This window comes from Arthrobacter sp. Cr_A7 (genome assembly GCF_029222765.1).
GTDB lineage: Bacteria > Actinomycetota > Actinomycetes > Actinomycetales > Micrococcaceae > Arthrobacter.
The window spans coordinates 1-25,026 of record NZ_JARHXQ010000353.1; the positions used below are offsets into that span (position 1 = coordinate 1).

General features: G+C 65.3%; 23 protein-coding genes and 1 tRNA gene. 18 read left to right on the forward strand and 6 right to left on the reverse strand.

The window, feature by feature from the left end; genetic code table 11:
• The 13 genes from P2Q66_RS20940 to P2Q66_RS21000 form a co-directional block, all read left to right on the forward strand.
• The coding region (locus tag P2Q66_RS20940; protein ID WP_275731265.1) for a VTT domain-containing protein at window positions 1-440 on the forward strand (440 nt) is incomplete at its 5' end.
• 212 nt (window positions 441-652) lie between these two features.
• Window positions 653-1,372 carry a DedA family protein gene (locus tag P2Q66_RS20945; RefSeq protein ID WP_079595718.1) on the forward strand — a complete coding sequence of 240 codons (720 nt, stop codon included), beginning with the start codon at window positions 653-655 and terminating at the stop codon, window positions 1,370-1,372.
• Between the two features lie 42 nt (window positions 1,373-1,414).
• Window positions 1,415-2,545, forward strand: a complete 1,131-nt coding sequence (locus P2Q66_RS20950) for an adenosine deaminase (RefSeq protein ID WP_275731268.1) — start codon at window positions 1,415-1,417, stop codon at window positions 2,543-2,545.
• A 100-nt stretch (window positions 2,546-2,645) separates the two neighbouring features.
• The gene (locus P2Q66_RS20955; RefSeq protein ID WP_275731297.1) at window positions 2,646-3,212 is read left to right on the forward strand and encodes a MazG nucleotide pyrophosphohydrolase domain-containing protein; all 567 of its coding nucleotides are present in this window, start codon (window positions 2,646-2,648) and stop codon (window positions 3,210-3,212) included.
• Window positions 3,213-3,351: 139 nt separating this feature from the next.
• Entirely contained in the window at window positions 3,352-4,632 is a 1,281-nt protein-coding gene (gene eno / locus P2Q66_RS20960; protein ID WP_079595716.1) for a phosphopyruvate hydratase, read from the forward strand.
• Between the two features lie 71 nt (window positions 4,633-4,703).
• Window positions 4,704-5,381 (forward strand): septum formation initiator family protein, encoded by a 678-nt coding sequence (locus P2Q66_RS20965; protein ID WP_275731271.1) that lies wholly within the window; start codon window positions 4,704-4,706, stop codon window positions 5,379-5,381.
• Between the two features lie 28 nt (window positions 5,382-5,409).
• Window positions 5,410-6,081, forward strand: coding sequence for a DUF501 domain-containing protein (locus tag P2Q66_RS20970; protein ID WP_079595714.1), 672 nt, complete (start codon window positions 5,410-5,412; stop codon window positions 6,079-6,081).
• Window positions 6,078-7,040 carry a Ppx/GppA phosphatase family protein gene (locus P2Q66_RS20975; RefSeq protein WP_275731273.1) on the forward strand — a complete coding sequence of 321 codons (963 nt, stop codon included), beginning with the start codon at window positions 6,078-6,080 and terminating at the stop codon, window positions 7,038-7,040. The genes P2Q66_RS20970 and P2Q66_RS20975 overlap by 4 nt, the downstream gene beginning before the upstream one ends.
• A 6-nt stretch (window positions 7,041-7,046) precedes the next feature.
• Window positions 7,047-8,429 carry a S8 family serine peptidase gene (locus P2Q66_RS20980; RefSeq protein WP_275731275.1) on the forward strand — a complete coding sequence of 461 codons (1,383 nt, stop codon included), beginning with the start codon at window positions 7,047-7,049 and terminating at the stop codon, window positions 8,427-8,429.
• Window positions 8,430-8,482: 53 nt separating this feature from the next.
• Complete coding sequence (locus P2Q66_RS20985; RefSeq protein WP_079595711.1) at window positions 8,483-9,955, forward strand: FAD-dependent oxidoreductase; 1,473 nt, start codon at window positions 8,483-8,485, stop codon at window positions 9,953-9,955.
• 106 nt (window positions 9,956-10,061) lie between these two features.
• Complete coding sequence (locus P2Q66_RS20990; protein WP_275731277.1) at window positions 10,062-11,006, forward strand: ACT domain-containing protein; 945 nt, start codon at window positions 10,062-10,064, stop codon at window positions 11,004-11,006.
• A 20-nt stretch (window positions 11,007-11,026) separates the two neighbouring features.
• A tRNA-Leu gene (locus P2Q66_RS20995) sits at window positions 11,027-11,100 on the forward strand.
• Between the two features lie 218 nt (window positions 11,101-11,318).
• The gene (locus tag P2Q66_RS21000) at window positions 11,319-12,671 is read left to right on the forward strand and encodes an ABC transporter substrate-binding protein (RefSeq protein ID WP_079595709.1); all 1,353 of its coding nucleotides are present in this window, start codon (window positions 11,319-11,321) and stop codon (window positions 12,669-12,671) included.
• A 71-nt stretch (window positions 12,672-12,742) separates the two neighbouring features.
• On the opposite strand, the gene P2Q66_RS21005 is transcribed toward P2Q66_RS21000, so the two are convergent.
• Genes P2Q66_RS21005 through P2Q66_RS21020 form a run of 4 tightly spaced genes read right to left on the reverse strand, consistent with a single transcriptional unit; the run spans window position 12,743 to window position 16,889 of the window.
• Window positions 12,743-13,519 carry an ABC transporter ATP-binding protein gene (locus P2Q66_RS21005; RefSeq protein WP_079595708.1) on the reverse strand — a complete coding sequence of 259 codons (777 nt, stop codon included), beginning with the start codon at window positions 13,517-13,519 and terminating at the stop codon, window positions 12,743-12,745.
• A complete protein-coding gene (locus P2Q66_RS21010; protein WP_275731280.1) occupies window positions 13,516-14,619 on the reverse strand; it encodes an ABC transporter ATP-binding protein in 1,104 nt (367 codons plus the stop codon). Before P2Q66_RS21010 ends, P2Q66_RS21005 begins: the two co-directional genes overlap by 4 nt.
• On the reverse strand, window positions 14,616-15,584 hold the full coding sequence (locus P2Q66_RS21015; RefSeq protein ID WP_079595706.1) for a branched-chain amino acid ABC transporter permease: 969 nt from the start codon (window positions 15,582-15,584) through the stop codon (window positions 14,616-14,618). The genes P2Q66_RS21010 and P2Q66_RS21015 overlap by 4 nt, the downstream gene beginning before the upstream one ends.
• Window positions 15,585-15,593: 9 nt before the next feature.
• Window positions 15,594-16,889, reverse strand: a complete 1,296-nt coding sequence (locus P2Q66_RS21020) for a branched-chain amino acid ABC transporter permease (protein ID WP_275731282.1) — start codon at window positions 16,887-16,889, stop codon at window positions 15,594-15,596.
• Between the two features lie 481 nt (window positions 16,890-17,370).
• Here P2Q66_RS21020 and P2Q66_RS21025 point away from each other — a divergent pair, with 481 nt between their 5' ends.
• The gene (locus P2Q66_RS21025) at window positions 17,371-18,300 is read left to right on the forward strand and encodes a Bax inhibitor-1/YccA family protein (RefSeq protein ID WP_275731284.1); all 930 of its coding nucleotides are present in this window, start codon (window positions 17,371-17,373) and stop codon (window positions 18,298-18,300) included.
• A gap of 97 nt (window positions 18,301-18,397) precedes the next feature.
• Here P2Q66_RS21025 and galK read toward each other — a convergent pair whose 3' ends face one another.
• Both galK and galT read right to left on the reverse strand, forming a co-directional pair.
• Window positions 18,398-19,579, reverse strand: coding sequence for a galactokinase (gene galK / locus P2Q66_RS21030; RefSeq protein ID WP_275731285.1), 1,182 nt, complete (start codon window positions 19,577-19,579; stop codon window positions 18,398-18,400).
• Window positions 19,576-20,733: a galactose-1-phosphate uridylyltransferase gene (galT, locus tag P2Q66_RS21035; protein WP_275731288.1), complete on the reverse strand. Its 1,158-nt coding sequence runs from the start codon at window positions 20,731-20,733 to the stop codon at window positions 19,576-19,578. Before galT ends, galK begins: the two co-directional genes overlap by 4 nt.
• Before the next feature lie 100 nt (window positions 20,734-20,833).
• Here galT and P2Q66_RS21040 point away from each other — a divergent pair, with 100 nt between their 5' ends.
• Genes P2Q66_RS21040 through P2Q66_RS21055 form a run of 4 tightly spaced genes read left to right on the forward strand, consistent with a single transcriptional unit; the run spans window position 20,834 to window position 25,011 of the window.
• Complete coding sequence (locus P2Q66_RS21040) at window positions 20,834-21,793, forward strand: aldose 1-epimerase family protein (RefSeq protein WP_275731290.1); 960 nt, start codon at window positions 20,834-20,836, stop codon at window positions 21,791-21,793.
• A gap of 39 nt (window positions 21,794-21,832) precedes the next feature.
• Complete coding sequence (locus P2Q66_RS21045; protein ID WP_275731293.1) at window positions 21,833-23,158, forward strand: AI-2E family transporter; 1,326 nt, start codon at window positions 21,833-21,835, stop codon at window positions 23,156-23,158.
• 3 nt (window positions 23,159-23,161) lie between these two features.
• The gene (ilvA, locus tag P2Q66_RS21050) at window positions 23,162-24,400 is read left to right on the forward strand and encodes a threonine ammonia-lyase (RefSeq protein ID WP_079595700.1); all 1,239 of its coding nucleotides are present in this window, start codon (window positions 23,162-23,164) and stop codon (window positions 24,398-24,400) included.
• Window positions 24,401-24,408: 8 nt separating this feature from the next.
• Window positions 24,409-25,011, forward strand: a complete 603-nt coding sequence (locus P2Q66_RS21055) for a rhomboid family intramembrane serine protease (RefSeq protein WP_275731296.1) — start codon at window positions 24,409-24,411, stop codon at window positions 25,009-25,011.
• The last annotated feature ends 15 nt before the right edge of the window (window positions 25,012-25,026 follow it).

A 25,026-nucleotide genomic window follows, 5' to 3' on the forward strand; every position in this document is an offset into this window, starting at 1 on the left:
TGGGCGCCTTCTCCGGAGACAATATCGCCTATCTGATCGGTCGCCGGGTGGGAACCACCAGGTGGTCCTGGATGCGCGGTCCCCGGATGCAGAGCGCCTTCCGGTGGGCCGGCGCAGAATTGCGGAAACGTCCAGCCTCGCTGATCCTGGTGGCCCGGTTCGTCCCGATCGGCCGCGTGGCCGTCAACCTGACAGCGGGGGCCACGCGCTACCCCCACGCGCGCTTCGTCGGTTTAACTGCCCTCTCGGCCATCCTCTGGGGGGCGTACTCCGTGGGGATCGGGCTGTTTTTCGGGCAGTGGTTCGAGGAAAACCACCTTCTGGGAGCGGCCATCGCCATCGTCTGCGCCGTGGCACTGGGCATCGTGGTGGACCTGGTGATTAACCGGGTCCGGCGGAAAACCCCCGTCGTGGAACGGATGCGGGAACCCGAGGCCTGACGCGGTATGTCAGCCCCTTGGCGGAGGCCCTCAAGCCCTGAAGATCACCCGCAGGGACGATGATGCCGCGGCGTCTTCCCCGATACCGTGAGGTGGGTGTTCCCGGGGCCGGGGCGTAGCGAACGACGCCCCGGCCGTGGGACACTTAGGAACGATTTCCGCTATGGCAGCGTCGCTTTGGCTGCGTCATCTTTGTCTAGGAGCAAGACCGCGTGGAGTTTATTAATGAGGCCGTGCTCCATGCAGCGGGCCAGTGGTGGATTTACCCCATCCTGCTGGTGTTTTTCTTCGTGGACGGCTTCGCGATGGTGGTCCCCAGCGAAACCCTCATCGTGGCCCTCGCGGCCTTCTCCAGGCACAGCGGGGAACCCAACCTGTGGATCCTCGGGACAACCGCTCTGATCGGCGCCATCGCCGGCGACAACATGGCCTTTATGCTGGGACGCCGGATCGGGCTGGACCGCTGGAAATGGATGCGCCGTCCCAAGGTCAAGAAGGCCTTCGGCTGGGCCCGCTATGAACTGGACAAGCGCGGGGCCGTGCTGATCTTCACCGCCCGCTACATTCCCTGGGGCCGGGTGGCTGTCAACTATGTTGCCGGAAGCACGGGCTTTGGCCACCGCCGCTTTTTCCTGCTGGACGCCTTTGCCTGTGTCACGTGGGTGGGCTACTCCATCGGCATTGGCCTGCTGGCCAGCTCCTTCCCCTGGCTGCACCACAACCCGCTGCTCAGTGCCGGCATCGCCGTAGTGTTCGCCATCGTCCTGGGCATCCTCATCGACCACCTGCTCCGCTGGTGGCATAAGCATCTTGCGCGCAACGACGCCGAAGAAGTGGACGAATGGCTCGACGGCGGCCCGTCCGGCGCGCGTGACGGCAAAGGCGGGTCAACGATTCTCGCCCCGTCCGCAGACGGCGGACCGGCAGCCTGACAGCGGCTGGCTTTGAGTCCCGGCCCACCCTAAGGTGGGAACGTGACTGAGCCTATTGCTGACGCTGCCCCTGCCCTCGATTTTGACCTGAAGAGCCTGCCCAAGGTTTCACTTCACGACCACCTGGACGGGGGCCTCCGTCCAGCCACCATCATCGAACTGGCTGAAGCCGTTGGCCACACCCTCCCCTCGACCGATCCCGTTGCCTTGGGCCAGTGGTTCCGCGAGTCTGCCGACTCAGGTTCCCTGGTCCGCTACCTGGAGACGTTCGACCACACCGTTGCCGTCATGCAGACGCGCGAAGGCCTGGTCCGGGTGGCCAAGGAATTCGTCGAGGACCTTGCCGATGACGGCGTGGTGTACGGCGAAGTGAGGTGGGCTCCCGAACAGCACCTGCAGAAGGGGCTCACGCTGGACGAGGCCGTGGAAGCAGTCCAGGAAGGCCTCGAAGCCGGCGTCGAAGCAGTAGGGGAGAGCGGCCGCGAAATCCAGGTGGGCCAGCTCATCACCGCCATGCGCCACGCTGACCGCGGCCAGGAGATCGCCGAGCTCGCCGTCCGCCACCGCAATAAGGGTGCCGTGGGCTTCGACATCGCCGGAGCAGAGGACGGCTTCCTGCCGTCCCGCTTCAAGGACGCCTTTACGTACCTGGCACAGCAGAACTTCCCCGCCACCGTGCACGCCGGCGAGGCCGCCGGGCTGGAAAGCATCCAGTCCGCACTGGTGGACGGCCGCGCGCTGCGGCTGGGACACGGCGTCCGGATCGCCGAGGACATCATGGTGGAATTCGACGACGACGCCGAGGACACCGTCGGCCTGGTCACCCTGGGGGATCTCTCCAGCTGGATCCGCGACCGCGGCATCGCACTGGAGATCTGCCCCTCCTCGAACCTGCAGACCGGTGCCATCGCCGCCTTCGGCGACGGCATCGACAGCCACCCCCTGGACATGCTCTACCAGCTGGGCTTCAACGTCACCATTAACACCGACAACCGGCTGATGAGCGGCGTCACCCTCACGGACGAGTTCGACCTCCTGGTGGAAACGTTCGACTACGACCTTGACGACCTGCTCGAGCTCACCCTGAACGCCGCCGAGGCTTCCTTCCTGCCCCTGGAGGAGAAGGAGGCGCTGGTGGAGTACATCAACGACGCCTACGCCAACCTTGGCTGACAATGCCGCCGGCGGCTCCTCCATCGGGGAGCCGCCAGGCAGTTCGCCGCTCGGGGAGCTGCTGGGGAAGATCGCGGCCCTGCGCGAGCACTGTCCCTGGATGGGAGCGCTGACCCACGCCTCGCTGGTGGAATACCTCCTTGAGGAGGCCTATGAAGTAGCCGAAACCATCGAGACCGGGAATCCCGACGCCGAACTCCAGGGCGAGCTGGGCGATGTCCTGCTCCAGGTGGTGCTGCACGCCCGGCTCGCCGAGGAGCGAGGGGCCTTTACGTTCGACGACGTTGCGCGCGGCCTGGGAGCCAAAATGGTCCGCCGGAACCCGCATGTCTTCCGGCCGGACGGCTCGCTGCAGGACAGCTTTCCCGCGACCGTTGACCAGATTGTCCGTAAGTGGGACGCGGTCAAGCGGGCGGAGCATCCGGCCCGCACCAATCCCCTCGAGGGGATTCCCCAGGCGCTCCCGGCACTGGCACGGGCACAGAAGTCCGTGGACCGCGCGGCCCGCGCGGGCGCGCCGTTGCCTCCTCCGGCTCCCATTCCGGAAACGGAGGACGAGCTCGGGGAGCAGCTCCTCGCCGTCGTGCGTTCAGCCCACGCTGCCGGATTCGACGCAGAGCGCGCCCTGCGTGGCGCCGTGCGCCGCTACCAGCAGGGGGCACCGTAAGCCCAACACCGCATCATCATGACGCAGTGGCTGGATAGGTTTCCGTAACCCGCACCACTCTCGACTACGCTGGTCTCTGACGAGTACGTCGAGTCTTTCTGCAAGATCCCCCCGTTAATCGCCCATAAGGAGCAAATTCATGGCGCTTATCGATGCCATCCACGCCCGCGAGATCCTCGATTCCCGTGGCAACCCGACCGTAGAAGTTGAAGTTCTGCTCTCCGACGGCCAGATCGGCCGCGCAGCAGTTCCCTCCGGCGCTTCCACCGGCGAGCACGAGGCCGTTGAACTGCGTGACGGCGACAAGGGCCGTTACCTCGGCAAGGGCGTCCAGAAGGCCGTTGACGCGATCATCGACCAGATCGCTCCGGCCCTGACCGGCTTCGACGCCACCGACCAGCGCAGCATCGACCAGGCCATGCTGGACCTGGACGGCACCCCCAACAAGGGCAAGCTGGGCGCCAACGCCATCCTGGGCGTTTCCCTGGCCGTTGCCAATGCTGCCGCAGCTTCCGCCGACCTGCCCCTCTACAAGTACCTGGGCGGTCCCAACGCCCACGTCCTGCCGGTCCCGCTGATGAACATCCTCAATGGCGGCTCGCACGCCGACTCGGACGTCGACATCCAGGAATTCATGGTTGTCCCGCTGGGTGCCGAGACCTTCTCCGAGGGCCTGCGCTGGGGCGTTGAGGTTTACCACGCCCTCAAGTCCGTCCTGAAGGAAAAGGGCCTGGCCACCGGCCTGGGCGACGAAGGCGGCTTCGCGCCGAACCTGCCGTCCAACCGTGCAGCATTGGACCTGATCCAGGAAGCCATCAAGAACGCGGGCTACACCCCGGGCAAGGACATCGCCCTGGCCCTGGACGTTGCCTCCTCCGAGTTCTTCACCGACGGTGCCTACCAGTTCGAGGGCAAGTCGCTGACCTCCGCCGAGATGAGCGCCTACTACACCGAACTCGTTGCCGACTACCCGCTGGTCTCCATCGAGGACCCGCTGGACGAAAACGACTGGGACGGCTGGAAGACCCTCACCGACTCCATCGGTGACAAGGTCCAGCTGGTTGGTGACGACCTGTTCGTCACCAACCCCTCCATCCTGCAGCGCGGCATCGACACCAAGACCGCCAACTCCCTGCTGGTCAAGGTCAACCAGATCGGCTCCCTCACGGAGACCCTGGACGCAGTCAGCCTGGCCCAGCGCGCCGGTTACACCACCATCACCTCGCACCGCTCCGGCGAGACCGAGGACACCACCATCGCCGACATCTCGGTGGCCACCAACGCCGGCCAGATCAAGACCGGCGCACCGGCACGCTCCGAGCGCGTTGCAAAGTACAACCAGCTTCTGCGCATTGAAGAGGAACTCGACGACGCCGCACGCTACGCAGGCCGCAGCGCGTTCCCGCGTTTCAAGGGCTAGTAGCCGCGTAAGCCAACAAACGGTGGCTATGGTTGAAAGACCATAGCCACCGTTGCTGTTTCAGGAGTGTCATGGCTACCCGCCGTCCCAAAGTCCCCAAGGTCGCCCCCACCCGCCAAGCCAGGGAAACCTCCGACGGCGCCGAAATCATCCAGGCGGACTTCCGCTCCGGCAAGGACAAGGCGGGGCAGGAGGTCCATGCCGGCAGGGCGGGCGGCACCGCGACCGGCAGCGCCTCGACGGGGAAGGCCGGTTCAGTCACTGCCGGATCCCGCCCCAAGGCCGGAGCTCCGGCCGGGGGCAAGGGGAGCAGCGCGGCCGCCGGCGCCGGGGAACCTGCCGCCGGGGAGGACCAGCACCCCGTTCCGGCGAAGGCGTTTTCGGGCCGGATGCTGGCACTGGCCGTGGTGATGATTGCCATCACCGTCATGCTGGCGCCCACCGTCAAGATCTTCTTCGACAAGAAGGCTGAGATCGACGCCCTGAACGCCGACATCGCTGCCCGTGAAGCTGAAGGTGACGTGCTGCGCCAGCAGGTTTCCCGCTGGCAGGACCCGAACTACGTGAAACAGCAGGCCCGCGACCGCATTAACATGGTTATGCCGGGCGAAACCGGCTACTGGGTTTTTGGCAGCGATGTGCCCGCCGGGGAAACCAGTGGCCAGTCCGGCGCAGCAGCACAAGACCCCGCCGATCTGCCGTGGGTGGATTCCCTGTGGGAGTCCATTACGCGCGCGGCCACAGACTGAACCGCAAAAGGAAGGACGGCCCGCGACAGTGGAACACAACACGGCAGCCGCCCGGGAGGAATCCCGCCAACCATCACCGCATGACCTTGAAGTACTGAGCCGGCAGCTGGGACGGCCGGTGCGTGACGTGGTGGAGATTCCTGCGCGCTGCGTCTGCGGCAACCCGCTCGTGGCAGCCACCGCTCCGCGCCTGAGTAACGGCACCCCGTTCCCCACCACGTTCTACCTCACACATCCGGTCATCACCTCCGCAGTGTCCCGGCTTGAGGCGGCCGGTGTCATGAACGACATGAACGGGCAGTTGACTGCTGACGCTGAACTCGCTGCGGCATACCGCTCCGCCCACGACGCCTACCTGGCCGCGCGCGACGCTATCGGCCAGCGCTCGGGCATCGGCGCTGTCCCCGAAATCGACGGAATTTCCGCCGGCGGCATGCCCACGCGCGTCAAATGCCTGCACGTCCTGGTAGGCCATTCATTGGCGGCCGGCCCGGGGGTCAATCCGCTGGGCGACGAGGCGCTGCTCCAGATCCGGGAATGGTGGACCACGGACAAATGCTATTGCGACGGCGCCTGGGACACCACCGGCGAGGCACCTTCACGGGACCTCAGCCGCCACGGACCGCAGGGCCTGCCGGACATCGTGGGCCGCCCCGCACCTGTCCGCAAGTCCGCCAACCCTGCCGAGGCACAACAATGACCCGCGCCGGAACCACCCGGGTGGCCGCCATCGACTGCGGCACCAACTCCATCCGCCTCCTCATCGCGGATATCGACCGCAGCGACGGCACCAGCACCCTCACGGATGTAGTACGCGAGATGCGGGTGGTGCGCCTTGGCGAGGGCGTTGACGCCACCGGCGAGCTCGCCCCCGAAGCACTCGAGCGAACGTTCGCGGCGACAGCCGACTACGCGCAGCTGATCCGCGAACACCGCGCCGAAGCTGTCCGCTTCGTGGCAACGTCTGCCAGCAGGGATGCCCGGAACCGGGACGTCTTCGTGGACGGCATCCGCGACCTGCTGGGGGTGGAGCCGGAAGTGATTTCCGGCGACGAGGAAGCCGCGCTGTCCTTTGCCGGCGCCAGCAGCGTCCTGCCCATCCTGGACGGCCACGAAGTCCTGGTGGTGGACCTCGGCGGCGGAAGCACCGAGTTCGTCCTGGGCACCGCAGGAGGAGTCACGGCGGCCACATCCGTGGACATCGGATGTGTCCGCCTGACGGAACGGCACCTGCGCAACGATCCGCCAACCGCCGAACAGATAGCAGCGGCGGAAGCCGACGTGGATGCTGCCATCGCCCGCGCCGGACAGGACGTTCCGCTGGAACGCGCCACCGCCGTCGTCGGCGTTGCCGGCTCCATCACCACCATCACAGCGCACGCTATGAAGCTGCCGGAATACTCGCCGAACGCGATTCACGGCACCGAGCTGCCCATCGACACCGTGCGGGCCGCCTCCACAGATCTTCTGGAAATGGTCCGCTCGGAGCGGGCCGCGCTGCCGTACATGCACCCGGGGCGCGTGGACGTCATTGGGGCAGGCGGCCTGGTCTGGCGCAGGATCCTGGAACGGATGGGCGGGCTCAGCGGCGGGCGGATCACCACGGCAACGGCCAGCGAGCACGACATCCTCGACGGCATCGCCTTGAGCATCGGCTGATTTTAGATGCAGCCTTCCACGAAACCCATGCTGCAGAAGACAGGATCGGCGGCGCTTGCCCTGGTCCTCGCTGCCTGCTGCCTTTGTACCGGACTCTTCACTCCGCCCGCAGCGCACGCCGACGAATGGCGGGACAAGCAGTACTGGCTGGCGGAATCCGGCATCAACAAGGCGTGGGAGGTGTCCAAGGGCGCCGGCGTTAAAGTAGCCATCATCGACAGCGGCGTGGACGCCCAGCACCCGGACCTCAAGGGAGCGGTGGCAGGCGGTTACGACGCGTCCGGCTCGGGCCAGCCCGACGGCCAGAAAAGCGTCGGCATCAAGCCCGAACACGGCACCCTGGTTGCCACCATGCTCGCCGGCCGCGGCCACCAGCCTGCAAACGCCACGCCCACCGCCACCCCCGGGCCGGCGCCGGTGGCTCCGGACGGAATCATGGGAGTTGCCCCGGAGGCACAGATCCTCTCGGTATCCACCTGGCTGGGTTCCCCGAATCCTTCCGGGAAAAGCGACCAGGACCAGATTCCGGAAGCCGTCCGCTGGGCGGTGGACAACGGTGCCAAGGTCATCAACATCTCGCTCGGCAGCACCACACCGCAGTGGCCGCAAAGCTGGGATGCAGCCTTCCTGTATGCAGAACAAAAGGACGTGGTGATCGTTGCCGCGGCCGGCAACCGGATCGGCGGAAACACCCAGGTGGGTGCGCCGGCCACCATCCCCGGGGTCCTCACCGTCGCAGGGCTGGACCGCAAGGGGGCCGCAAGTGTTGATGCATCGTCCCAAGGCATCAGCATCGGCGTCGCCGCGCCGGCCGAGAACCTCCTGGGCGGCCTGCCCGGCGGCAGCTACGCCGAGTGGGCGGGGACTTCAGGATCCGCCCCCATCGTGGCCGGAGTCGCAGCTCTGATCCGCTCCAAGTGGCCTGCCATGTCCGCCGAACAGGTCATCAACCGCATCGTTTCCACGGCCAGGGACGCCGGAGCGCCGGGCAAGGACCCCCTGTACGGATTCGGCGTCCTGAACGCCGAGGCCGCGCTCAAGGACGAGGTCCCCGAAGCCAAGGGCAACCCGCTGGGCTCCATCGCCGAATGGATCCGTGTCCACCGGCGGGGCAACCTGGCCACTCCCGCCCCGCTGCCCACGGCTGCTGTGCCCAGCGCGGTGCCGACGCTTCCGGAAGCTACCGTGCCTGCCGCGGAGGCGCCCTCGCAGCGGGACAGTGCCATCGGCGCCGCCGTCGTGATCGGATTCGCCCTCCTGTTCGTGGCGATCATTGCGGCAGCGGTTGTCCAGTTGCGGCGGGCGGCCAGGGACCCGGCACTGGCTGCGGAGGAGCAGGAAACAGGCGTCATCGAAAAGGTGGATTCGGGCGGGAAAACGCAACAATAGGGGTCCTTCCCGCAGTTAGTGAAGATTTTCACAAACTGCGCTATCCTTAAACTATGGCAACCACCCCAGAGCTCCAGGACCGTCCCAGGGTACTCGTCGTCGGCGGCGGGTACGTCGGCCTGTACGTAGCACTCAAACTGCAGAAGAAGATCGCGAATGCCGGTGGCATCGTCACCCTCGTGGATCCACTGCCCTACATGACGTACCAGCCCTTCCTCCCCGAGGTAGCAGGCGGCAACATCGAGGCCCGCCACGCGGTTGTGTCCCACCGCCAGCACCTCAAGCAGACCGAACTGATCCAGGGCCGCGTCACCTCGATCGACCACGCCAACCGCACCGCGGTTGTGGCTCCGGCAGACGGCGGCGAGAACTTCGAGGTTCCCTACTTCGACGTCGTCCTGGCCGCAGGCGCCATCACCCGCACCTTCCCCATCAAGGGCCTCGCGGACAAGGGCATCGGCCTGAAGACCATCGAGGAAGCCGTTGCCCTGCGCAACAAGGTCCTGGAGCGCATCGAGGTTGCCTCCACCATGACCGACCCCGCTGCCCGCGCCAAAGCACTCACCTTCGTGGTGGTGGGCGGCGGCTTCGCCGGCATCGAGTGCATCACCGAGATGGAGGACCTGGCCCGCGCCGCGGTCCGCAACAACCCCCGGATCAAGCAGGAGGAAGTCCGCTTCGTCCTGGTCGAAGCCATGGGCCGCATCATGCCCGAGGTTACCGCCAAGCAGGCCGAATGGGTTGTGGAGCACCTGCGCAGCCGCGGCATCGAGGTCCTGCTGAACACCTCGCTGGACAGCGCCGAAGGCACCCTCAAGCTCATCAACCTCCCGGACAAGACCCCCGCCCAGGAGTTCGAAGCAGACACCCTCGTATGGACTGCCGGCGTGCAGGCCAACCCCATGGTCCGCTCCACCGACTTCCCGCTCGAGCCCCGCGGCCGCGTCCGCGTCCTCCCGGACCTGCGCGTTGCCGGCGATGAAGGCATCGTGGACAACGCCTGGGCAGCCGGCGACATCGCCGCTGTTCCGGACCTCACCGGCAAGGGCCTGCCCGACGGCACCTGCGTCCCCAACGCCCAGCATGCACTCCGCCAGGCCAAGCGCCTCGCCAAGAACCTGTGGGCCTCGCGGTGGGAGAAGCAGCTGAAGGACTACAAGCACAAGAACCTCGGTGCTGTGGCCGGCTTCGGTGAATGGAAGGGCGTTGCCAACATCAACCTGGTGGGCAGCATCGGCCTCAAGGGCGGACTCGCCTGGCTGGCCCACCGCGGCTACCACGGCATGGCCATGCCGACGTTCGAGCGCAAGTTCCGCGTGATCTTCAACTGGATCATCAGCTTCTTCGCCGGACGCGACACCACCCAGCTGATGGACCTGGACAACCCGCGCGGCGCCTTCGTCGCTGCCGCCACGCCGGCTCCCAAGCCCGCAGCTGCTGCGCCTGCAGCCCCCGCCGCCCCCGCGGCCGGCGGCGGATCCACCGCCGTTGAATCGAAGGAAACGGTCACGGCCCCGGCCAAGTAGTTCTCAACGCCCGACGGCGGCTGTCCCCTTGCGGGGGCGGCCGCCGTTTTGCTTGTGCACGGGAAGATGTCCCGTTGCCGCCTGGCCTGCCTCCTAGACTGGCCTCATGACTGGCGATAGGAACCTGCAGACCCTGCTGGCCGGAATGCGGCCCGTACAGCGAGGCGGGGAGTACGTCTACGTCCTCTGGCCGCACGGACGGCCGCTGGCAGGCGGCGTTGAGGCGGCAGTACGCGAAGCGGAAGGCCTCACTGTGGTGCTGCCCCGGGCCGAGGCGGACAGGCAGGGACTGGCCTACGACTTCGTGGGCGCGTGGATCACGCTGGAGATCCACTCGGCCCTTGAAGCGGTGGGTTTGACCGCCGCCGTCAGCAAAGCCCTGACCGACGCAAGGATCAGTTGCAATGTCCTGGCCGGTTTCCACCATGACCACCTCCTGGTGCCGGTGGCTGACGCACCCCGGGCCCTTGAAGTGCTGGCCGAGCTCTCGGCGCAATACAGTGATGTGCCCCGGCCCGAACTGCTGCTGCGGAACGAAACTCCGGAGGACCGCGACGCCATCCTGGCCCTGACCGCTGAAGCCTTCGCCATATCGCCGGCCACGGGACTGCCGGCAGAGGGCGAGCCGGTGGAAGTAAAAGTGCTCCGTGCACTCTTCGACGCCAAGGAGTACCTCCCCGGGTTCAGCGTGGTGGCAGTCCTGGACGGGGAAATCGTTGGCCACGTAATCAGCACCCGCGGCTGGGTGGGGGAGCACGAACTCCTGGGACTCGGCCCCATCGCCGTAACTCCCAGGCTGCAGCGGCAGGGGATAGGTTCAGCACTGATGAAGGAGACCATCGCCAGGGCGAATGCTGCGGGGGAGAGCGGAATCGCCCTGCTGGGCAGTCCTGACTACTACTCCCGGTTCGGGTTTGTTCCCGCAGCCTCCTTCGGTGTGCAGTCACCGGAAGCGGTGTGGGGGGACCACTTCCAGCTCCTGCCGCTCGCCCTCTGGCCCGGCGGCGTCCACGGGACGTTCCGGTATGCCGAACCGTTCATGCTCCTCTGACGGGATACGATTGACCCGTTGCCCCAGTAGCCCAATTGGCAGAGGCAGCGGACTTAAAATCCGCGTGTTGTGGGTTCGAGTCCCACCTGGGGTACTTAGGAGATGCCGGCAGCCAAGGCGCTGCCTGGCAGGAGGCCGTCCGCGCTGCGGGCGGCTTCCCCCGTTTAATTCCACATATGCAACGACTGTTATAAGGATGTGACCTCAGTCACTTATCTTCGCCGGGGATATGCATTAGCTTGAAGCTAAATCAGGAACACCTGATTTTTCGCGTCAAAGGCCGTTCGCACCTTTAGATCGAGGAGCTTGTAAATGACTTTATTCCCCCAGGCGGGAACCCGTGTTGCCAAGCTGACAGCGCTTGGCATCGGCGTCGCCTTCATGGTGACGGCTTGCGGCGGTTCGTCCACACCAACGGCGTCCGAAACCGCCACCGGATCAGCGGGCGGAATCGCCTGCCCGGCACCTGAAGGCGGCGGAGGCGCAGCCGCCAGCCAGACTGCGGAATCAGGCTCCGTCCCGGCTTCCACCGGCACCACCGAAACCCCGCTCCGGCTGGGTTCACTGCTGCCCACCACGGGATCCCTGGCCTTCCTCGGCCCGCCCGAAATTGCCGGCGTCAACCTTGGTGTTGACGAGGTCAACAAGGCCGGCGGCGTTCTAGGCAAGCCGATCGAAGTGATCCACCGCGACTCCGGTGACACCAAGACCGACATCGCCACCCAGTCCACGTCCGCGTTGCTGGGCCAGGGCGTCAGCGCCATCATCGGTGCCGCCTCCTCCGGCGTCTCCAAGACGGTCATCAACCAGATCACCGGCGCCGGCGTCGTTCACTTCTCGCCGGCCAACACCTCACCGGACTTCACCACCTGGGACGACAAGGGCCTGTACTGGCGTACGGCTCCCTCCGACGTCCTCCAGGGCAAGGTGCTGGGCAACTACATGGCTACATGTGGTGCGCAGACCGTTGGCATGATCGTCCTGAACGATGCCTACGGCACGGGCCTGGCGTCCAACGTCAAGTCCGCCTTCGAGGCTGCCGGCGGCCAGGTTGTGGCGGAGGAGCTCTTCAATGAGGGCGACACCCAGTTCAGCAGCCAGGTGGACAAGATCATCGCCGCGAAGCCTGATGCCATCGCCCTGATCACGTTCGACCAGGCCAAGAGCATCGTTCCGCTGATGACGGGCAAGGGCGTCCTGCCCACCCAGATGTTCCTCGTGGACGGCAACACGTCCGATTACAGCAAGGACTTCCAGCCGGGAACCCTGAAGGGCGCGCGGGGCACCATCCCGGGCACCTTTGCCCAGGAGGAGTTCAAGAAGAAGCTGCTCGCCATTGACCCGGCACTGAAGGACTACAGCTACGCAGGCGAGTCCTACGACGCCGTCAACCTCATCGCACTGGCAGCGGAATCCGCCGGAAGCACCAAGGGCGTGGATATCGCCGGCAAGCTCAAGGAAGTCTCCGAGGGCGGCGAGAAGTGCACCTCCTTCGCAGCCTGCGTCACGCTGATCCGTGAGGGCAAGGACGCCGACTACGACGGCCAGTCCGGACCCGTCACCTTCTCCGACGCCGGCGACCCGACGGAAGCCTACATCGGCATCTACGAGTACCAGGATGACAACAAGTACACCGCAGTCAAGGAAGAGTTCGGCAAGCTCTAGGAATCCTTCCTGAACCAAAGGGAGCCCCCGTCCAACCGGACGGGGGCTCCCTTGTGTTGTGATGTGCGGCGCTACTCGACGGTGTCGGCCAGTGTGCCCAGGTAGAGCTGGATGACCTTGGGGTCCTTCATCAGTTCACGGCCGGTGCCGGTGTAGGCGTCCCGGCCCTGGTCCAGGACGTAGCCGCGGTCGCAGATCTGCAGGCAGCGGCGGGCGTTCTGTTCCACCATGATCACGGACACACCGGCACGGTTGATCTCGTGCACGCGCAGGAACGTCTCGTCCTGCTTGACGGGGGAGAGGCCTGCCGAGGGCTCATCCAGCAGCAGCACGGCCGGATCCATCATCAGGGCCCGCCCCATCGCCACCATCTGCCGCTCGCCGCCGGAGAGCGACCCGGCCCGCTGGGCACGGCGCTTTCCAAGCTCAGGGAACAGGCCCGTGACAAAGTCGAACCGCTCGGCGAAGTCCTTGGGCCTCTGGAACATGCCCATCTGGAGGTTCTCCTCGATGGTCAGCGTGGCAAACACGTTGTTGGTCTGCGGGACGAAGCCCACTCCACGGGAGACCAGTTTGTTTGCCTTCAGCCCCGTGATGTCCTGCCCGCGGACCACGACCGTCCCCGAATGGACCTTCACCAGGCCGAACATGGCCTTCAGGAGTGTTGACTTGCCCGCGCCGTTCGGTCCGATGATGCCGATCAGTTCGCCCTTGCGGGCCTCGATGCTGCAGCCGTTGAGGATGTTGACGCCGGGCAGATAACCCGCCACGAGGTCCGTGACCTTGACCACGGCCCCGCCATCGGCGACGGGCTGGGCGGCTGGTGCCGCGCTGGTGCTGCTGCTCATTGGCTGTCCCTCTCTGTGCGGTCTTTCCCGCTGATGTCCCTGTCCGTACTTCCATGCCGGCCGCCGGACCCTTCGCCCTCCGGGACGCCACGCCTCCGCTGGTTTTCAGCTTCGTCAGCCACAACGTCCAGGGAGATGATTCCGGCGTTTTCGGTTCCCACGACGGACTCTTCGTCAGCCACCAGTTCGGCAGCCAGCTCCTTGATGCCCTCGGAGTCGCCGAGGTCGACGTCATGGTGGGCGCCCAGGTAGGCGTCGATGACGGCAGGGTTCTTCATCACCTCGCCCGGGGGACCTTCGGCGACGACTTTTCCTTCCGCCATGACCACAACCCAATCCGCGATGTGCCGGACCATGTGCATGTCGTGTTCGACGAACAGGACAGTCATGCCCTCAGCCTTCAGGTTCTTGATGTGGTCCAGCAGCGACTGCGTCAGCGCCGGGTTCACGCCTGCCATGGGCTCGTCCAGCATCACCAGTTTCGGCCGGACCATGAGGGACCGCGCCATCTCCAGAAGCTTGCGCTGGCCCCCGGAAAGGGAGGCCGCGTAATCATCCTTTTTGGCGTCGAGCTTGAACTTCTCCAGCAGGACGTTGGCCTGGGCAGTGATCTCTTTCTCGCGGCCGCCCCACATGCCCTTGAAAAGGGCCTTGGAAAGGCGCTCACCGGGCTGGTTGGAGGCGCCGAGCCGCATGTTTTCCATGACCGTCAACTTGCCCATGACCTTGGTGAGCTGGAAAGTGCGCACCATGCCCATGCGTGCCACCTTGTAGGGCGATACGCCGGCGATGCTCTGGCCCTCGAACTGCCACTTGCCGCTGTTGGGCGTATCAAATCCGGTGAGCAGATTGAAAAGGGTGGTTTTGCCTGCACCGTTGGGACCAATCAGTGCCGTGATTTTGTGCCGGGGAATTTCAAGGTACTCGACGTCCACGGCGTTGATGCCGCCGAAGCTTCGCGTCACGTTCTCCGCGACGACAATCGGGTCCCGCTTCTTGCACCCGGGGCCGGTTTCGCCGGCCGCGATGGGCCGGTTGTCGGTCATGTAATCCGGCTCGCCCCCGCCGGCAGTTGTTCGTTCTTCGCTGTGCATGCTCATGCGAACGCCAGCTCCTTCTTGTTTCCGAAGACGCCCTGGGGCCTGAAAATCATCAGCAGCATCAGGGCGACGCCAACCAGGATGTAGCGCAGCTGTCCCGCCTGGACGGTGTTCAGCCACGTGACGGCGCCCGACTCGATCAGGCCATACAGGATGCCCTGGGTCAGTGACAGGACAACCCAGAAGATCATGGCGCCGATGACGGGGCCAAGGACGGTGCCCAGGCCGCCCAGGAGGAGGCACGTATAGAGGAAGAACGTCAGCTCGGTGCCGTAGTTCGCCGGCTGCACTGCTCCGCGGGGGAGGGTGAAGATCATGCCTGCGAGGGCTCCGAGCACACCGCCGATGATCAGTGCCTGCATCTTGTAGGCGTAGACGTTCTTGCCCAGGGACCGTACGGCGTTCTCATCCTCGCGGATGCCCTTCAGGACACGGCCCCAGGGACTGCGCATCAACAGCCACACGAGGGTGCAGCACAGGGCAACCAGTGCCCAGCCCACCACGCGGATGAAGAAGTCGCGGTTGTTCATGCCGAAGTAGGAGCCCTCGGGGAAGGGGTTCATGGCGTAGAAGCCGCCTTCGAACGCCGCCAGCCCGTTGGCGGAACCGGTCACGGATGTGAGCTGGTTGGTGGTGACGATGTACCGGACAATTTCCGCGGCCGCGATGGTAACGATGGCCAGGTAGTCTGCCCGGAGCCTCAGCGTGGGGATACCGAGCAGCAGGGCAAAGATTGCCGAGGCGATGATGGCAATCAGCAGCCCAACGAAGAACGGCACGCCGAAGGTCAGGGTGGAAATGGCAAACCCGTAGGCCCCCACCGCCATAAAGCCGGCCTGGCCAAAGTTCAGCAGGCCGGAATAGCCGAAGTGCACGGCGAGGCCCAGGGCAGCCAGTGCATAGGCGGCCGTTGTCGGGCTGAAAATTTCACTGGCAGCGCTGGCAAGAATGAATCCAAAATCCATGGCTGTCTCCTAACCCACGCGCTCGCGTCGGCCCAGGATTCCCTGTGGCCGGAACAAGAGGACAACGATCATGATGAACAGCGCTCCCACGTACTTAAGGTCGGCCGCGAGGCCGAACACGGTTGTCAGCTCCACGAAGATGCCCACGATGATGGACCCGATCAGTGCGCCAAAGACGGTTCCGAGTCCGCCGAGGGTGACGCCGGCGAAGATCAGGAGGAGGATGGCGGAGCCCATATCGAAGGTGACGCCGGGCCGGTAGTAGGCCCACAGGATGCCGCCAAGGGATGCGAGCATGCCGCCGGTGATCCACACCAGCCGGATCACGCCGTCCACATCGATGCCCGAGGCCGCCGCGAGTGCGGGGTTGTCCGCCACGGCACGGGTGGCCTTGCCGAGCCTGGTCTTGAGCAGCACAATGCCGATGAGTGCGATCACCACTGCGCTGATGCCCAGCGACCAGAGGTTGTTGGGCGAGATGGATACCGGGCCCAGCTGGATTTCGGGGCTCTGGGCATACGGCAGCTGTTGGGTGGCGCCGCCGAAGTAGAACTGGATCACGTAGCGGACGGCCAGGGCGAGGCCGATACTGACGATCATCATGGGCACGAGGCCTGTACCGCGCCGACGCAGCGGCCGCCACAAGCCCCTGTCCTGGGCGTACCCGAACAAGCCGCCGCCCAGCAGGGACAGGATTAGTGCCAGCCAGAACGGAAGGCCGATGGCATTGAACGCGAACACCAGAACGGCACCCAGCGTCACCATCTCGCCGTGGGCGAAGTTGGTCAGGCCCGTGGTGCCGAAAATCAGCGACAGCCCAACTGACGCCAGGGCGAGGAGGAGCCCGAAGCTCAACCCCGCCACAAGGCGGTTGAGGAGGTTCTGTCCAAAGTCCTGCTGCTGGACCACGATGCCTTTGCCAAACGCAAAGATCACCGACAGGTTGGAGGTCTGGCTGAAGGTGACATCGCGCGGGTTTTCCTGGCCTTCGGCCAGCGTGATGCCTTCAGGCAGGGTGGATTCGTCCAGCTCAACGGTGTACGTGCCCTGTTCGGGTACGCCGATGTTCCAGGAGCCATTCGCCGCTGACTTGGCAGTGCCCGTGAAGTCGCCCTTTGTTGCGGTGATGGTCACGTCCGCCAGGGGAGCGCGGGTGTCATCGCGGAGGAATCCACTGATGTTGTTCTGGAAGGTCTGGTTCGACGGGGATGGTGTCGGTGACGGGGAAGTGGCCTGGGACGCCGGGGCGGCCACCAGGAGGATTGCCAGGATGGAAGCACTGATGGCTCCCAACAGTCTCAGCAACCCTCGGCGTCCTCTTGCCGGCAGGCCTTGGGGTGTACTTCTCAAATTGATAACCTCCACTTGGGGGCGGTCCCGGCTGCGCCGTTGCAGCCGCTGCGAACGGATGCAAGGTTGGGAGGCGCCATCTGGCCCGGCGCCGTCACGCGTGTGAGTTCCGTCACCCTGCTTGGCTTATGCTACAGCGCGCAAGAACCCGCAAATGCCTTGGTCAGGGCGTTGATGGTAGCGATCGGATAACAACTGTGCAGCCCTTTACGGCAGCAGCGGGCGGAACTCACCAAGAAACCTTTGTTGAGTCACGGTGTTTTCCGGGCACCCATGGCGCCCGGTTGTTCCACGCGGGCAGCTGCTCCTGCCGAGAACAGGGTCACGGTTGCATTGCACCGGGATGAATTCGGGAACTTTCAAGGGTGCATCGACGTGGAAATTGGTAGCGTAAACCTTAAGGTTCACATCACACCCACAATGGAGGAATCCCGCAATGGCACTTGGCGGCAACCCGATCTTCAACGGAAAGAGCTTCCGTGGAGCCACCCAGGCACCGCCTGTCCCGCAGGCTCCCTACGGCAACGCTCCCTACGGCCAGGCCCCTTATGGACAGCCTTACGGCCAGCAGCCCTATGGCCAGGTTCCCTACGGCCAGCCTGCATACGGCCAGCAGGGCTGGAACGCCCAGCCGCAGAACATGACCGACGAGCAGCTGCAGCAGATGTACAACCAGCCTGCTGCAGGCCCGGCGGACACCGGCCGGATGACCTTCGACGACGTCATCGTCAAGACCGCAGCCTGCCTCGGCGTGCTGCTCGTCGGCGCCGCGGTGACAATGTTCGTCAGCATGGGCCTCGCGTCGCTGCTGATGATCGTCGGCGCCTTGGGCGGCTTCGTTCTGGCCCTCGTCAACACGTTCAAGAAGCAGCCTTCACCGGCACTGATCCTTGGTTATGCAGGCCTGGAAGGCCTCTTCCTCGGCGGCCTCACCCGGGTCTTGGACACCATGTACCCGGGAGTGGGGCTTCAGGCCGTCCTCGGCACGCTGTCCGTCTTCACCGTGACGCTCCTCCTCTTCAAGAGCGGCAAGGTACGCGCCACGCCAAAGGCCATGAAGTTCTTTATGATCGCCATTGTTGGCTACGCGCTGTTCTCCGTGGTGAACCTCGTCATGATGATGACTGGTCTGACCACTGAGCCGTTCGGGCTGCGAAGTGGCATCATCGGCATCGCCATCGGCATCCTGGCCATCGGTCTCGCGGCCTTCTCGTTGGTCATGGACTTCACCAGCATTGAGGCCGGCGTCCGCAGCGGTGCTCCGCAGCGCTTCTCCTGGACGGCCGCTTTCGGCCTGACCGTCACGCTGGTCTGGCTGTACGTGGAGATCATCCGCCTGCTGGCCATCCTGCGCGGGGACGACTAGCACCCAGGCGGCGCCGCCGTCGTCGTCTGTTCCTTAACAATGAAGGCCCCACCTCACGGTGGGGCCTTCATTGTTCCTGCGCCAGTGTCTTGGAGCCCTACGCGATGCGCGTGGCACCCGCGGCAGGCGAAACCGTGAAAATGTCCGGTGCCGTGAAGCCCGCCCGGGCAAAGGCCTGCACGACGGCGTCGCGCACCTTTTGCTCGGAGCCGGCAGGGGTGAGCGCGATCGCCGCTCCACCGAAACCGCCGCCGGTCATCCGGGCGCCAAGTGCGCCACTGGCGCGCGACGTGTCCACGGCGAGGTCCAGCTCGGGGCAGGAGATTTCAAAGTCGTCGCGCATGGAAGCGTGGCTCGCATCCAGCAGGTGTCCGATGGCTGACGGGCCCTGCTCCGCGAGAAGTTCCACGGTTTGGAGGACCCGGTCGTTTTCGGTGACAACATGCCGAACCCGCCGGAACGTCACTTCGTCCAGGAGTCCGCTGGCTTCCTCCAGGTCTCCCACCTGGACATCACGCAGTGCCTTAACACCCAGGACCTGGGCACCGAGCTCGCATGACGCACGCCGCGAGGCATAGCCACCGTCAGAGTGCGAGTGTGAAACCTTTGTGTCGATGACGAGCAATACCAGGCCGGCGGGCTCCGTCTCGAAGGGAACCAGCCGGGCGGTCTGGTCCCGGCAGTCCAGGAACACCGCATGGCCCTGTGAACCGCGCAGTGACGCTGACTGGTCCATGATTCCGGTGGGAGCTCCCACGAAGTCATTTTCGGCCTGCTGGGTGGCCAGGACCATCTCCTGCGCCTCCAGTCCCGCGCCGGTCAGTTCGTTCAGGGCGGTGATGACGGCGCATTCGATGGCGTGGGACGAGGAAAGCCCGGCCCCGAGGGGGACGTTCGAGTCCAGCAGGAGGTCGATGCCCGGCACATCGATACCGCGCCTGCGGAGCGCCCAGATGACGCCGAGCGGGTACTTTGTCCAGCCCTTGGCGGAGCCGGGCTCGAGGGAGTCAAGCGTGGTGGTGACAATGCCCTGGTCGCCGTAGGTGGACAGCAGCCGGGCCGTGGAATCGGAGCGCACTCCAACGGCCACCCGGGCAGTGCGGTCGATGGCAAAAGGCAGGACGAAGCCGTCGTTGTAGTCTGTATGCTCCCCGATCAGGTTGACGCGCCCCGGTGCCTGCCAGATGCCGGCAGGAGCGCTTCCGAACTCGTGCGTGAACCGGGCGGCGAGGTCCTGGGTGCCGGCTGCGGCGGCGAGGGGGTCAGGTGCAGTGCTCACGCGGGGGCTCCTTCGGGCGCGGCGGCCAGGACGGCTGGGAAGGCGGCAGACGGCGGAACGGACACGGCGCGCAGGCGTTCGGCCACGCTTTCCGGGGTGGTGTCATTGATGAAAGCGCCCATCGCTGCCTCCGAACCGGCAAGGTACTTCAGCTTATCGGCAGCACGCCGGGGTGACGTGAGCTGCAGGTGCAGATAGCCCGCAGCGCGCAGCGCCGGCTCCAGGGGAGCCTGGTGCCAGGCGGAAATGTACGGCGTGGGAGTGGGATACAGGGCGTCCAGGCGCTTGAGCAGATCGAGGTAGACGTGCGCCAGCTCATCCTTCTCTTGCCCGCTCAGGGCCGCCAGGTCCGGAACGTGGCGGTGCGGAACCAGATGGATTTCCAGCGGCCAGCGGGCCGCGAAGGGGACGTAGGCGCTGAAGTTCTCGCCTTCCATGACCATCCTGCTGCCATCCTCGCGCTCTGCCCTCAGCAGCGAGCCGGTCAGGGTCTCCCGGCCGTCCTGCGCTTCGTAGAACTTGCGTGCAGCTGCACCGAGGACGCCCGCCCGGGGAGTGACATAGGGGTAGGCGTAGATCTGGCCGTGGGGATGGTGCAGGGTGACACCGATATCCGCGCCACGGTTTTCAAACGGGAATACCTGTTTGATGCCGGGCAATGCGCTCAGGGCGGCGGTCCGCTGTGCCCAGGCCTCGATCACCGTACGGGAGCGGACCTCGCTGAGCCCGCTGAAGGAACCTGTGTGCTCCGGCGTAAAGGACACCACCTCGCAGCGGCCGTAGGCCGGGCCCTTTGTTCCCCACGCGGCCTGGTCCGGGACGGGGCCGACGGCCGGGCCGAGGGACGGGAAGCGGTTCTCGAAGACCACCACATCGTAATCGGCAGCCGGAATTTCCGAGGGGTTGCTGCCGGTGGTGGGGCAGATGGGGCACTGGTCTGCGGGAGGAAGGTGGGTCCGGGACTGCCGGTGGGCAGCGACGGCCACCCATTCTTCAGTCAAAGCGTCGAAGCGGATTTCTCCCGGTTCACCGCGCGGAGGCAGGCCACGGTGGTCGGTGGTGAACTCGGCTGCCCGCGGGGTGCTGGTGCCGGCGTCATCGAAATAAATCAGCTCCCGGCCGTCCGAAAGTCTGGTGCTGGTGGTCCCTGTCATAGAAGAAGTGTCGCACATTCGCTCAAAAAAGAATAGTTAACAACAAAAGACAACATATTGGGCTGGAGCGACCCGGCGTCGCCGCGGTACGGTAATGCCCATGACATCGACTTCCTCCCAGGATTCCCTTGCCGGTTCCAACGCCCAGGCCTACGCGACGGGCCGGCAGTACGAGCTCCGGCGCGGCGACGCATTGGCTGTAGTTACCGAACTTGCCGCCGGCCTCCGCTCGTTCACCAGGGGAAATGTGCTCCTGACGGAGACTTACGGCGATGACCAGATCCCGCCCGGCGCAACGGGAATTACGCTGGCGCCCTGGGCCAACCGGGTGGAGGACGGAACGTGGTTCCTTGATGGCAAGAAGCAGCAGCTGGACATCACCGAAGTGTCCCGGAACAACGCAAGCCACGGCCTGCTCCGCAATGCCGCCTACGCTCTGGTAGACGAGTCACAGCACTCCGTCTCCCTGGAAGCAACCATCTTTCCGCAGCACGGCTACCCCTTCCTGGCGCGGCACCGCGTCCAGTACCTGATAAACGATGATCTGGGGCTGGTGGTGCGCCAGACCCTGTCCAACCACGCCAAGGCATCCGCCCCCTTTGTCCTGGGCGCCCACCCGTACCTCCGCCTGGGTGACTCGCCCATCGAGGAACTGGTGCTGACGGTTGCCGCCGATACCCAACTGCTGGTGGATGAACGCCTCATTCCCCGCAGCAGCGCTCCCGTAGAGGGGGATACGGACTTCCGGGCGGGCAAGCATATCGCCGACCTCAGTGTTGATGTTGCCCTCATGGACCTGCAGCGTGAAGCAGGCAAAGCCCGGCACACCCTTGCCTCGGCTGACGGGCAGAGCGTGAGCCTCTGGCAGGACGAAGCATGCGGATATGTCCACGTCTATGTGAGCACCCTGTACCCCGGCCGCAGCCGGGCAGTCGCCGTCGAACCCATGACCGGACCTGCCAACGCCTTCAACTCCGGCGACGGCCTCCGCTGGCTGGCGCCGGGCGAATCCTTCACCGTTGAGTGGGGAATTGACTACAGCCCTGGTGGGGCCGGATAGCAGTTTCCCATTAGGGGACGGCTGGGGAAGTATTAGGCTATGACGCCAACCGGGGATCCCGTACCGCCCACCAGCCCATCCCCATTGCAGCAACAGCCTGCTGCCGTGCCGCCGTTGAGGGTTCGTACGGACCGTGAACTGGACCAGGACATTCCCTATGGAATCCGGATAGCCGCATCGTGGGCATGGCGGCTTGGACTCATCCTCCTGGTGGGCGGGGCCCTGGTTTGGCTGCTGAGGGGGATCAGTTTCCTCATCATCCCCGTCATGGTGGCCGCTCTGTTGGCTGGCCTCTTGAACCCGGTGGTGGGGTGGCTCAAGCGCGACCGGGTGCCGGCAGGCCTGGCCGTAGCCATTACCGTGCTGGGCTTCCTGGGCCTGATTGCGGGAGCGCTGGCGCTGGTGGGCAGGCAGCTCATCGTCGGTTTCGGGGAACTCTGGTCTGAGGCGCTGACCGGAATAAGGCAGATCCAGGACTGGCTGTCAGAGGGGCCCCTCCACCTGACCGCAGACCAGATTGACCAGTACCTGCAGGAAGCAAGTACCGCGCTGCAGGACAACAGCAGCAGCATCCTCAGCGGGGCCCTTTCCTTCGGCAGCACTGCAGGGCATTTTGCCGCGGGACTCATCCTTGCGCTCTTCGTCCTGATCTTCTTCCTGCTGGAAGGAGACAGGATCTGGGCGTTCCTGGTGCGGCTGCTTCCCAAAAAGGCCAGGGCCGCAACGTTTGGGGCCGGGCGCAAGGGCTGGTCATCCATGGTGAGCTACGCCCGCATCCAGATGTTCGTTGCGTTCGTGGATGCGGTGGGCATCGGCGTGGGAGCGGCCATCATCGGCGTTCCGCTGGCGCTTCCGCTGAGCGTGCTCGTGTTCATAGGCTCGTTCATTCCGATTGTTGGTGCCCTGGTCACCGGCGCCATCGCCGTGCTGCTGGCCCTGGTGGCCAACGGCCCGGTGAACGCCCTGATCATGCTGGCCATCGTGCTGCTGGTCCAGCAACTGGAAAGCCACATCCTGCAGCCCCTCGTCATGGGCAAGGCCGTGGCGCTGCACCCGGTGGCCGTCATCCTCTCCGTGGCCGCGGGTTCCTACCTGGCCGGAATCCCCGGCGCCCTGTTCTCGGTGCCCATCCTCGCCGTCGCAAATTCCGCCATTCGCTACATTGCCGCCAGAACGTGGGAACATGAACAAGTGCCGGCAACGCCGCTGGTGGCTGGCGCGCCGGCGGACAACACGATTAAGCACGTCGAGCCGCCGGAGCCGATCCAACGCGGCAGGGACGCCGTTACCGGCACGACAGCAGAACATCCTGATGCCCGCACCTCAGCGGAGCGGGGCACCGGGGACGAATCCAGAGGAGAATAGTCCGTGAACATCCTTGAAACCCTTCCCGTCACACTGGACGATGTCCTGGAGGCGCAGAAGCTGCTTGACGGGATTATTGCGCGCACGCCTGTGGAATCGTCCAGGGCCCTGGGGGCCATGGTGGGCGGCGACGTGTACTTCAAGTGCGAAAACCTCCAACGGGCAGGATCGTTCAAGGTCCGGGGCGCCTACGTGCGCATGGCGCGGCTTTCCCCGGAGGAGAAGAAGCGGGGAGTGGTGGCGGCATCGGCCGGCAACCATGCCCAAGGCGTGGCCGTGGCCGCCAAGAGCCTGGGCATCAAAGCCCGGATCTACATGCCGCTGGGCGTCGCGCTGCCGAAGCTTGCTGCCACCCGCAGCCACGGCGCCGAAGTGATCCTGCACGGCCACAATGTCGACGAAGCGCTCGCGGAAGCCCAGCGCTACAGCAACGAGACCGGCACGGTGTTCGTCCACCCCTTTGACAATGTGGATGTTGTTGCCGGCCAGGGCACCCTGGGGCTTGAGATCCTGGAACAGGTGCCCAACGTGGACACGGTCCTGATGGGCGTCGGCGGCGGCGGGCTGCTGGCCGGTGTCGCCGTCGCCATCAAGGCGCGGGCAAAGGAGCTGGGCCGGGAAATCCGCATCATTGGCGTCCAGGCGGAAAACGCCGCAGCCTACCCGCCGTCGCTGGCGGCTGACGCGCTGGTACCCCTGAAGAAGGTGTCCACCATGGCGGACGGCATTGCCGTGGGGCGTCCCGGCCAGCTGCCGTTCAGCATCATCCGCGAACTGGTGGATGACGTGGTCACCGTCAGCGAAGACTCATTGGCCCGTGCGCTGATCTTCCTGCTGGAACGGGCCAAGATGGTGGTGGAACCCGCCGGGGCCGTAGGAGTGGCAGCACTCATGGACGGCAAAATCGAAAATCCCGGAACCACCGCAGTGGTTCTCTCCGGCGGCAACATCGACCCGATGCTGATGCTCAAGGTCATCCAGCGCGGCCTTTCCGCCGCGGGGCGTTATATGACCGTCCGCATGATGCTGGACGACCGCCCGGGTTCACTGGCCACCATCGCCAGGATCATTGCGGAGAACGATGCCAACGTGACGGGCCTTGACCATACCCGGGTAGGCGGCTCCATCAGCATGGGGGACGTCTCCATCACGGTGAACCTCGAAACCAAGGGCCACCAGCACGGTGAGCAGGTGCTCAGCGCGCTCCGTGCCGAAGGCTTCCAGCCAATCGTGGTGCATTAGGACGCGCCATGGCCGGACTGATGGGTTTCGGGCAGCGGCAGACCGTGGCCGCAAGGGCCAAAGGCGGCCTCCTGGTATTGGGCGCCTTCGCGGTCCTGCTGTTTGTTATCGAGCTGTTCAACATGGTGATGCTGCGTTCGCTCAACAGCACGTTCGGCCTTCGGCCGCGCAGCGCCGACGGGCTGCTGGACATCTTCACGTTTCCGCTCCTGCACGCGAACCTGAACCATCTGCTGTCCAACAGCCTGCCGCTGATCATCTTTGGCTTCCTGGTGTTCCTCTCGGGCCTCCGGGTGTTCCTGACGGCGCTGGCATTCAGCTGGCTGGGATCCGGCCTTACCGTGTGGCTGATCGGCGACGGCGGCATCACCGTGGGGTCGTCAGGCCTCGTCTTCGGGCTGTTTTCATTCCTGCTTGTCCGCGGCTTCTTCAACCGGAGCTGGCGCCAAATCCTGTTGGCCGTGGTCCTCTTCATGGGTTACGGAAGCATCCTTCTGGGAGTCCTGCCCATCGTGGCCGGCTTCGTCTCCTGGCAGGCCCACCTGGGCGGTGCGGCCGGGGGAGTGGTGGCGGCCCTGCTCCTGCGCCCGCGGACCGGCAGGACGCCGTAAAGGGGCATCCCCGAA

Bases quoted from the DNA above. Each gene is read 5' to 3' on its own strand.
- P2Q66_RS21055 (WP_275731296.1), top strand. From the start codon at position 24,409: ATGGCCGGACTGATGGGTTTCGGGCAGCGGCAGACCGTGGCCGCAAGG.
- P2Q66_RS20985 (WP_079595711.1), top strand. From the start codon at position 8,483: ATGGCAACCACCCCAGAGCTCCAGGACCGTCCCAGGGTACTCGTCGTC.
- P2Q66_RS21000 (WP_079595709.1), top strand. From the start codon at position 11,319: ATGACTTTATTCCCCCAGGCGGGAACCCGTGTTGCCAAGCTGACAGCG.
- P2Q66_RS20975 (WP_275731273.1), top strand. From the start codon at position 6,078: ATGACCCGCGCCGGAACCACCCGGGTGGCCGCCATCGACTGCGGCACC.
- galT (WP_275731288.1), bottom strand. From the start codon at position 20,733: ATGACAGGGACCACCAGCACCAGACTTTCGGACGGCCGGGAGCTGATT.
- P2Q66_RS21010 (WP_275731280.1), bottom strand. From the start codon at position 14,619: ATGAGCATGCACAGCGAAGAACGAACAACTGCCGGCGGGGGCGAGCCG.
- P2Q66_RS20955 (WP_275731297.1), top strand. From the start codon at position 2,646: ATGGGAGCGCTGACCCACGCCTCGCTGGTGGAATACCTCCTTGAGGAG.
- P2Q66_RS21025 (WP_275731284.1), top strand. From the start codon at position 17,371: ATGGCACTTGGCGGCAACCCGATCTTCAACGGAAAGAGCTTCCGTGGA.
- P2Q66_RS20980 (WP_275731275.1), top strand. From the start codon at position 7,047: ATGCAGCCTTCCACGAAACCCATGCTGCAGAAGACAGGATCGGCGGCG.
- P2Q66_RS21040 (WP_275731290.1), top strand. From the start codon at position 20,834: ATGACATCGACTTCCTCCCAGGATTCCCTTGCCGGTTCCAACGCCCAG.
- eno (WP_079595716.1), top strand. From the start codon at position 3,352: ATGGCGCTTATCGATGCCATCCACGCCCGCGAGATCCTCGATTCCCGT.
- P2Q66_RS21045 (WP_275731293.1), top strand. From the start codon at position 21,833: ATGACGCCAACCGGGGATCCCGTACCGCCCACCAGCCCATCCCCATTG.
- P2Q66_RS20990 (WP_275731277.1), top strand. From the start codon at position 10,062: ATGACTGGCGATAGGAACCTGCAGACCCTGCTGGCCGGAATGCGGCCC.
- P2Q66_RS20965 (WP_275731271.1), top strand. From the start codon at position 4,704: ATGGCTACCCGCCGTCCCAAAGTCCCCAAGGTCGCCCCCACCCGCCAA.
- P2Q66_RS21015 (WP_079595706.1), bottom strand. From the start codon at position 15,584: ATGGATTTTGGATTCATTCTTGCCAGCGCTGCCAGTGAAATTTTCAGC.
- P2Q66_RS21005 (WP_079595708.1), bottom strand. From the start codon at position 13,519: ATGAGCAGCAGCACCAGCGCGGCACCAGCCGCCCAGCCCGTCGCCGAT.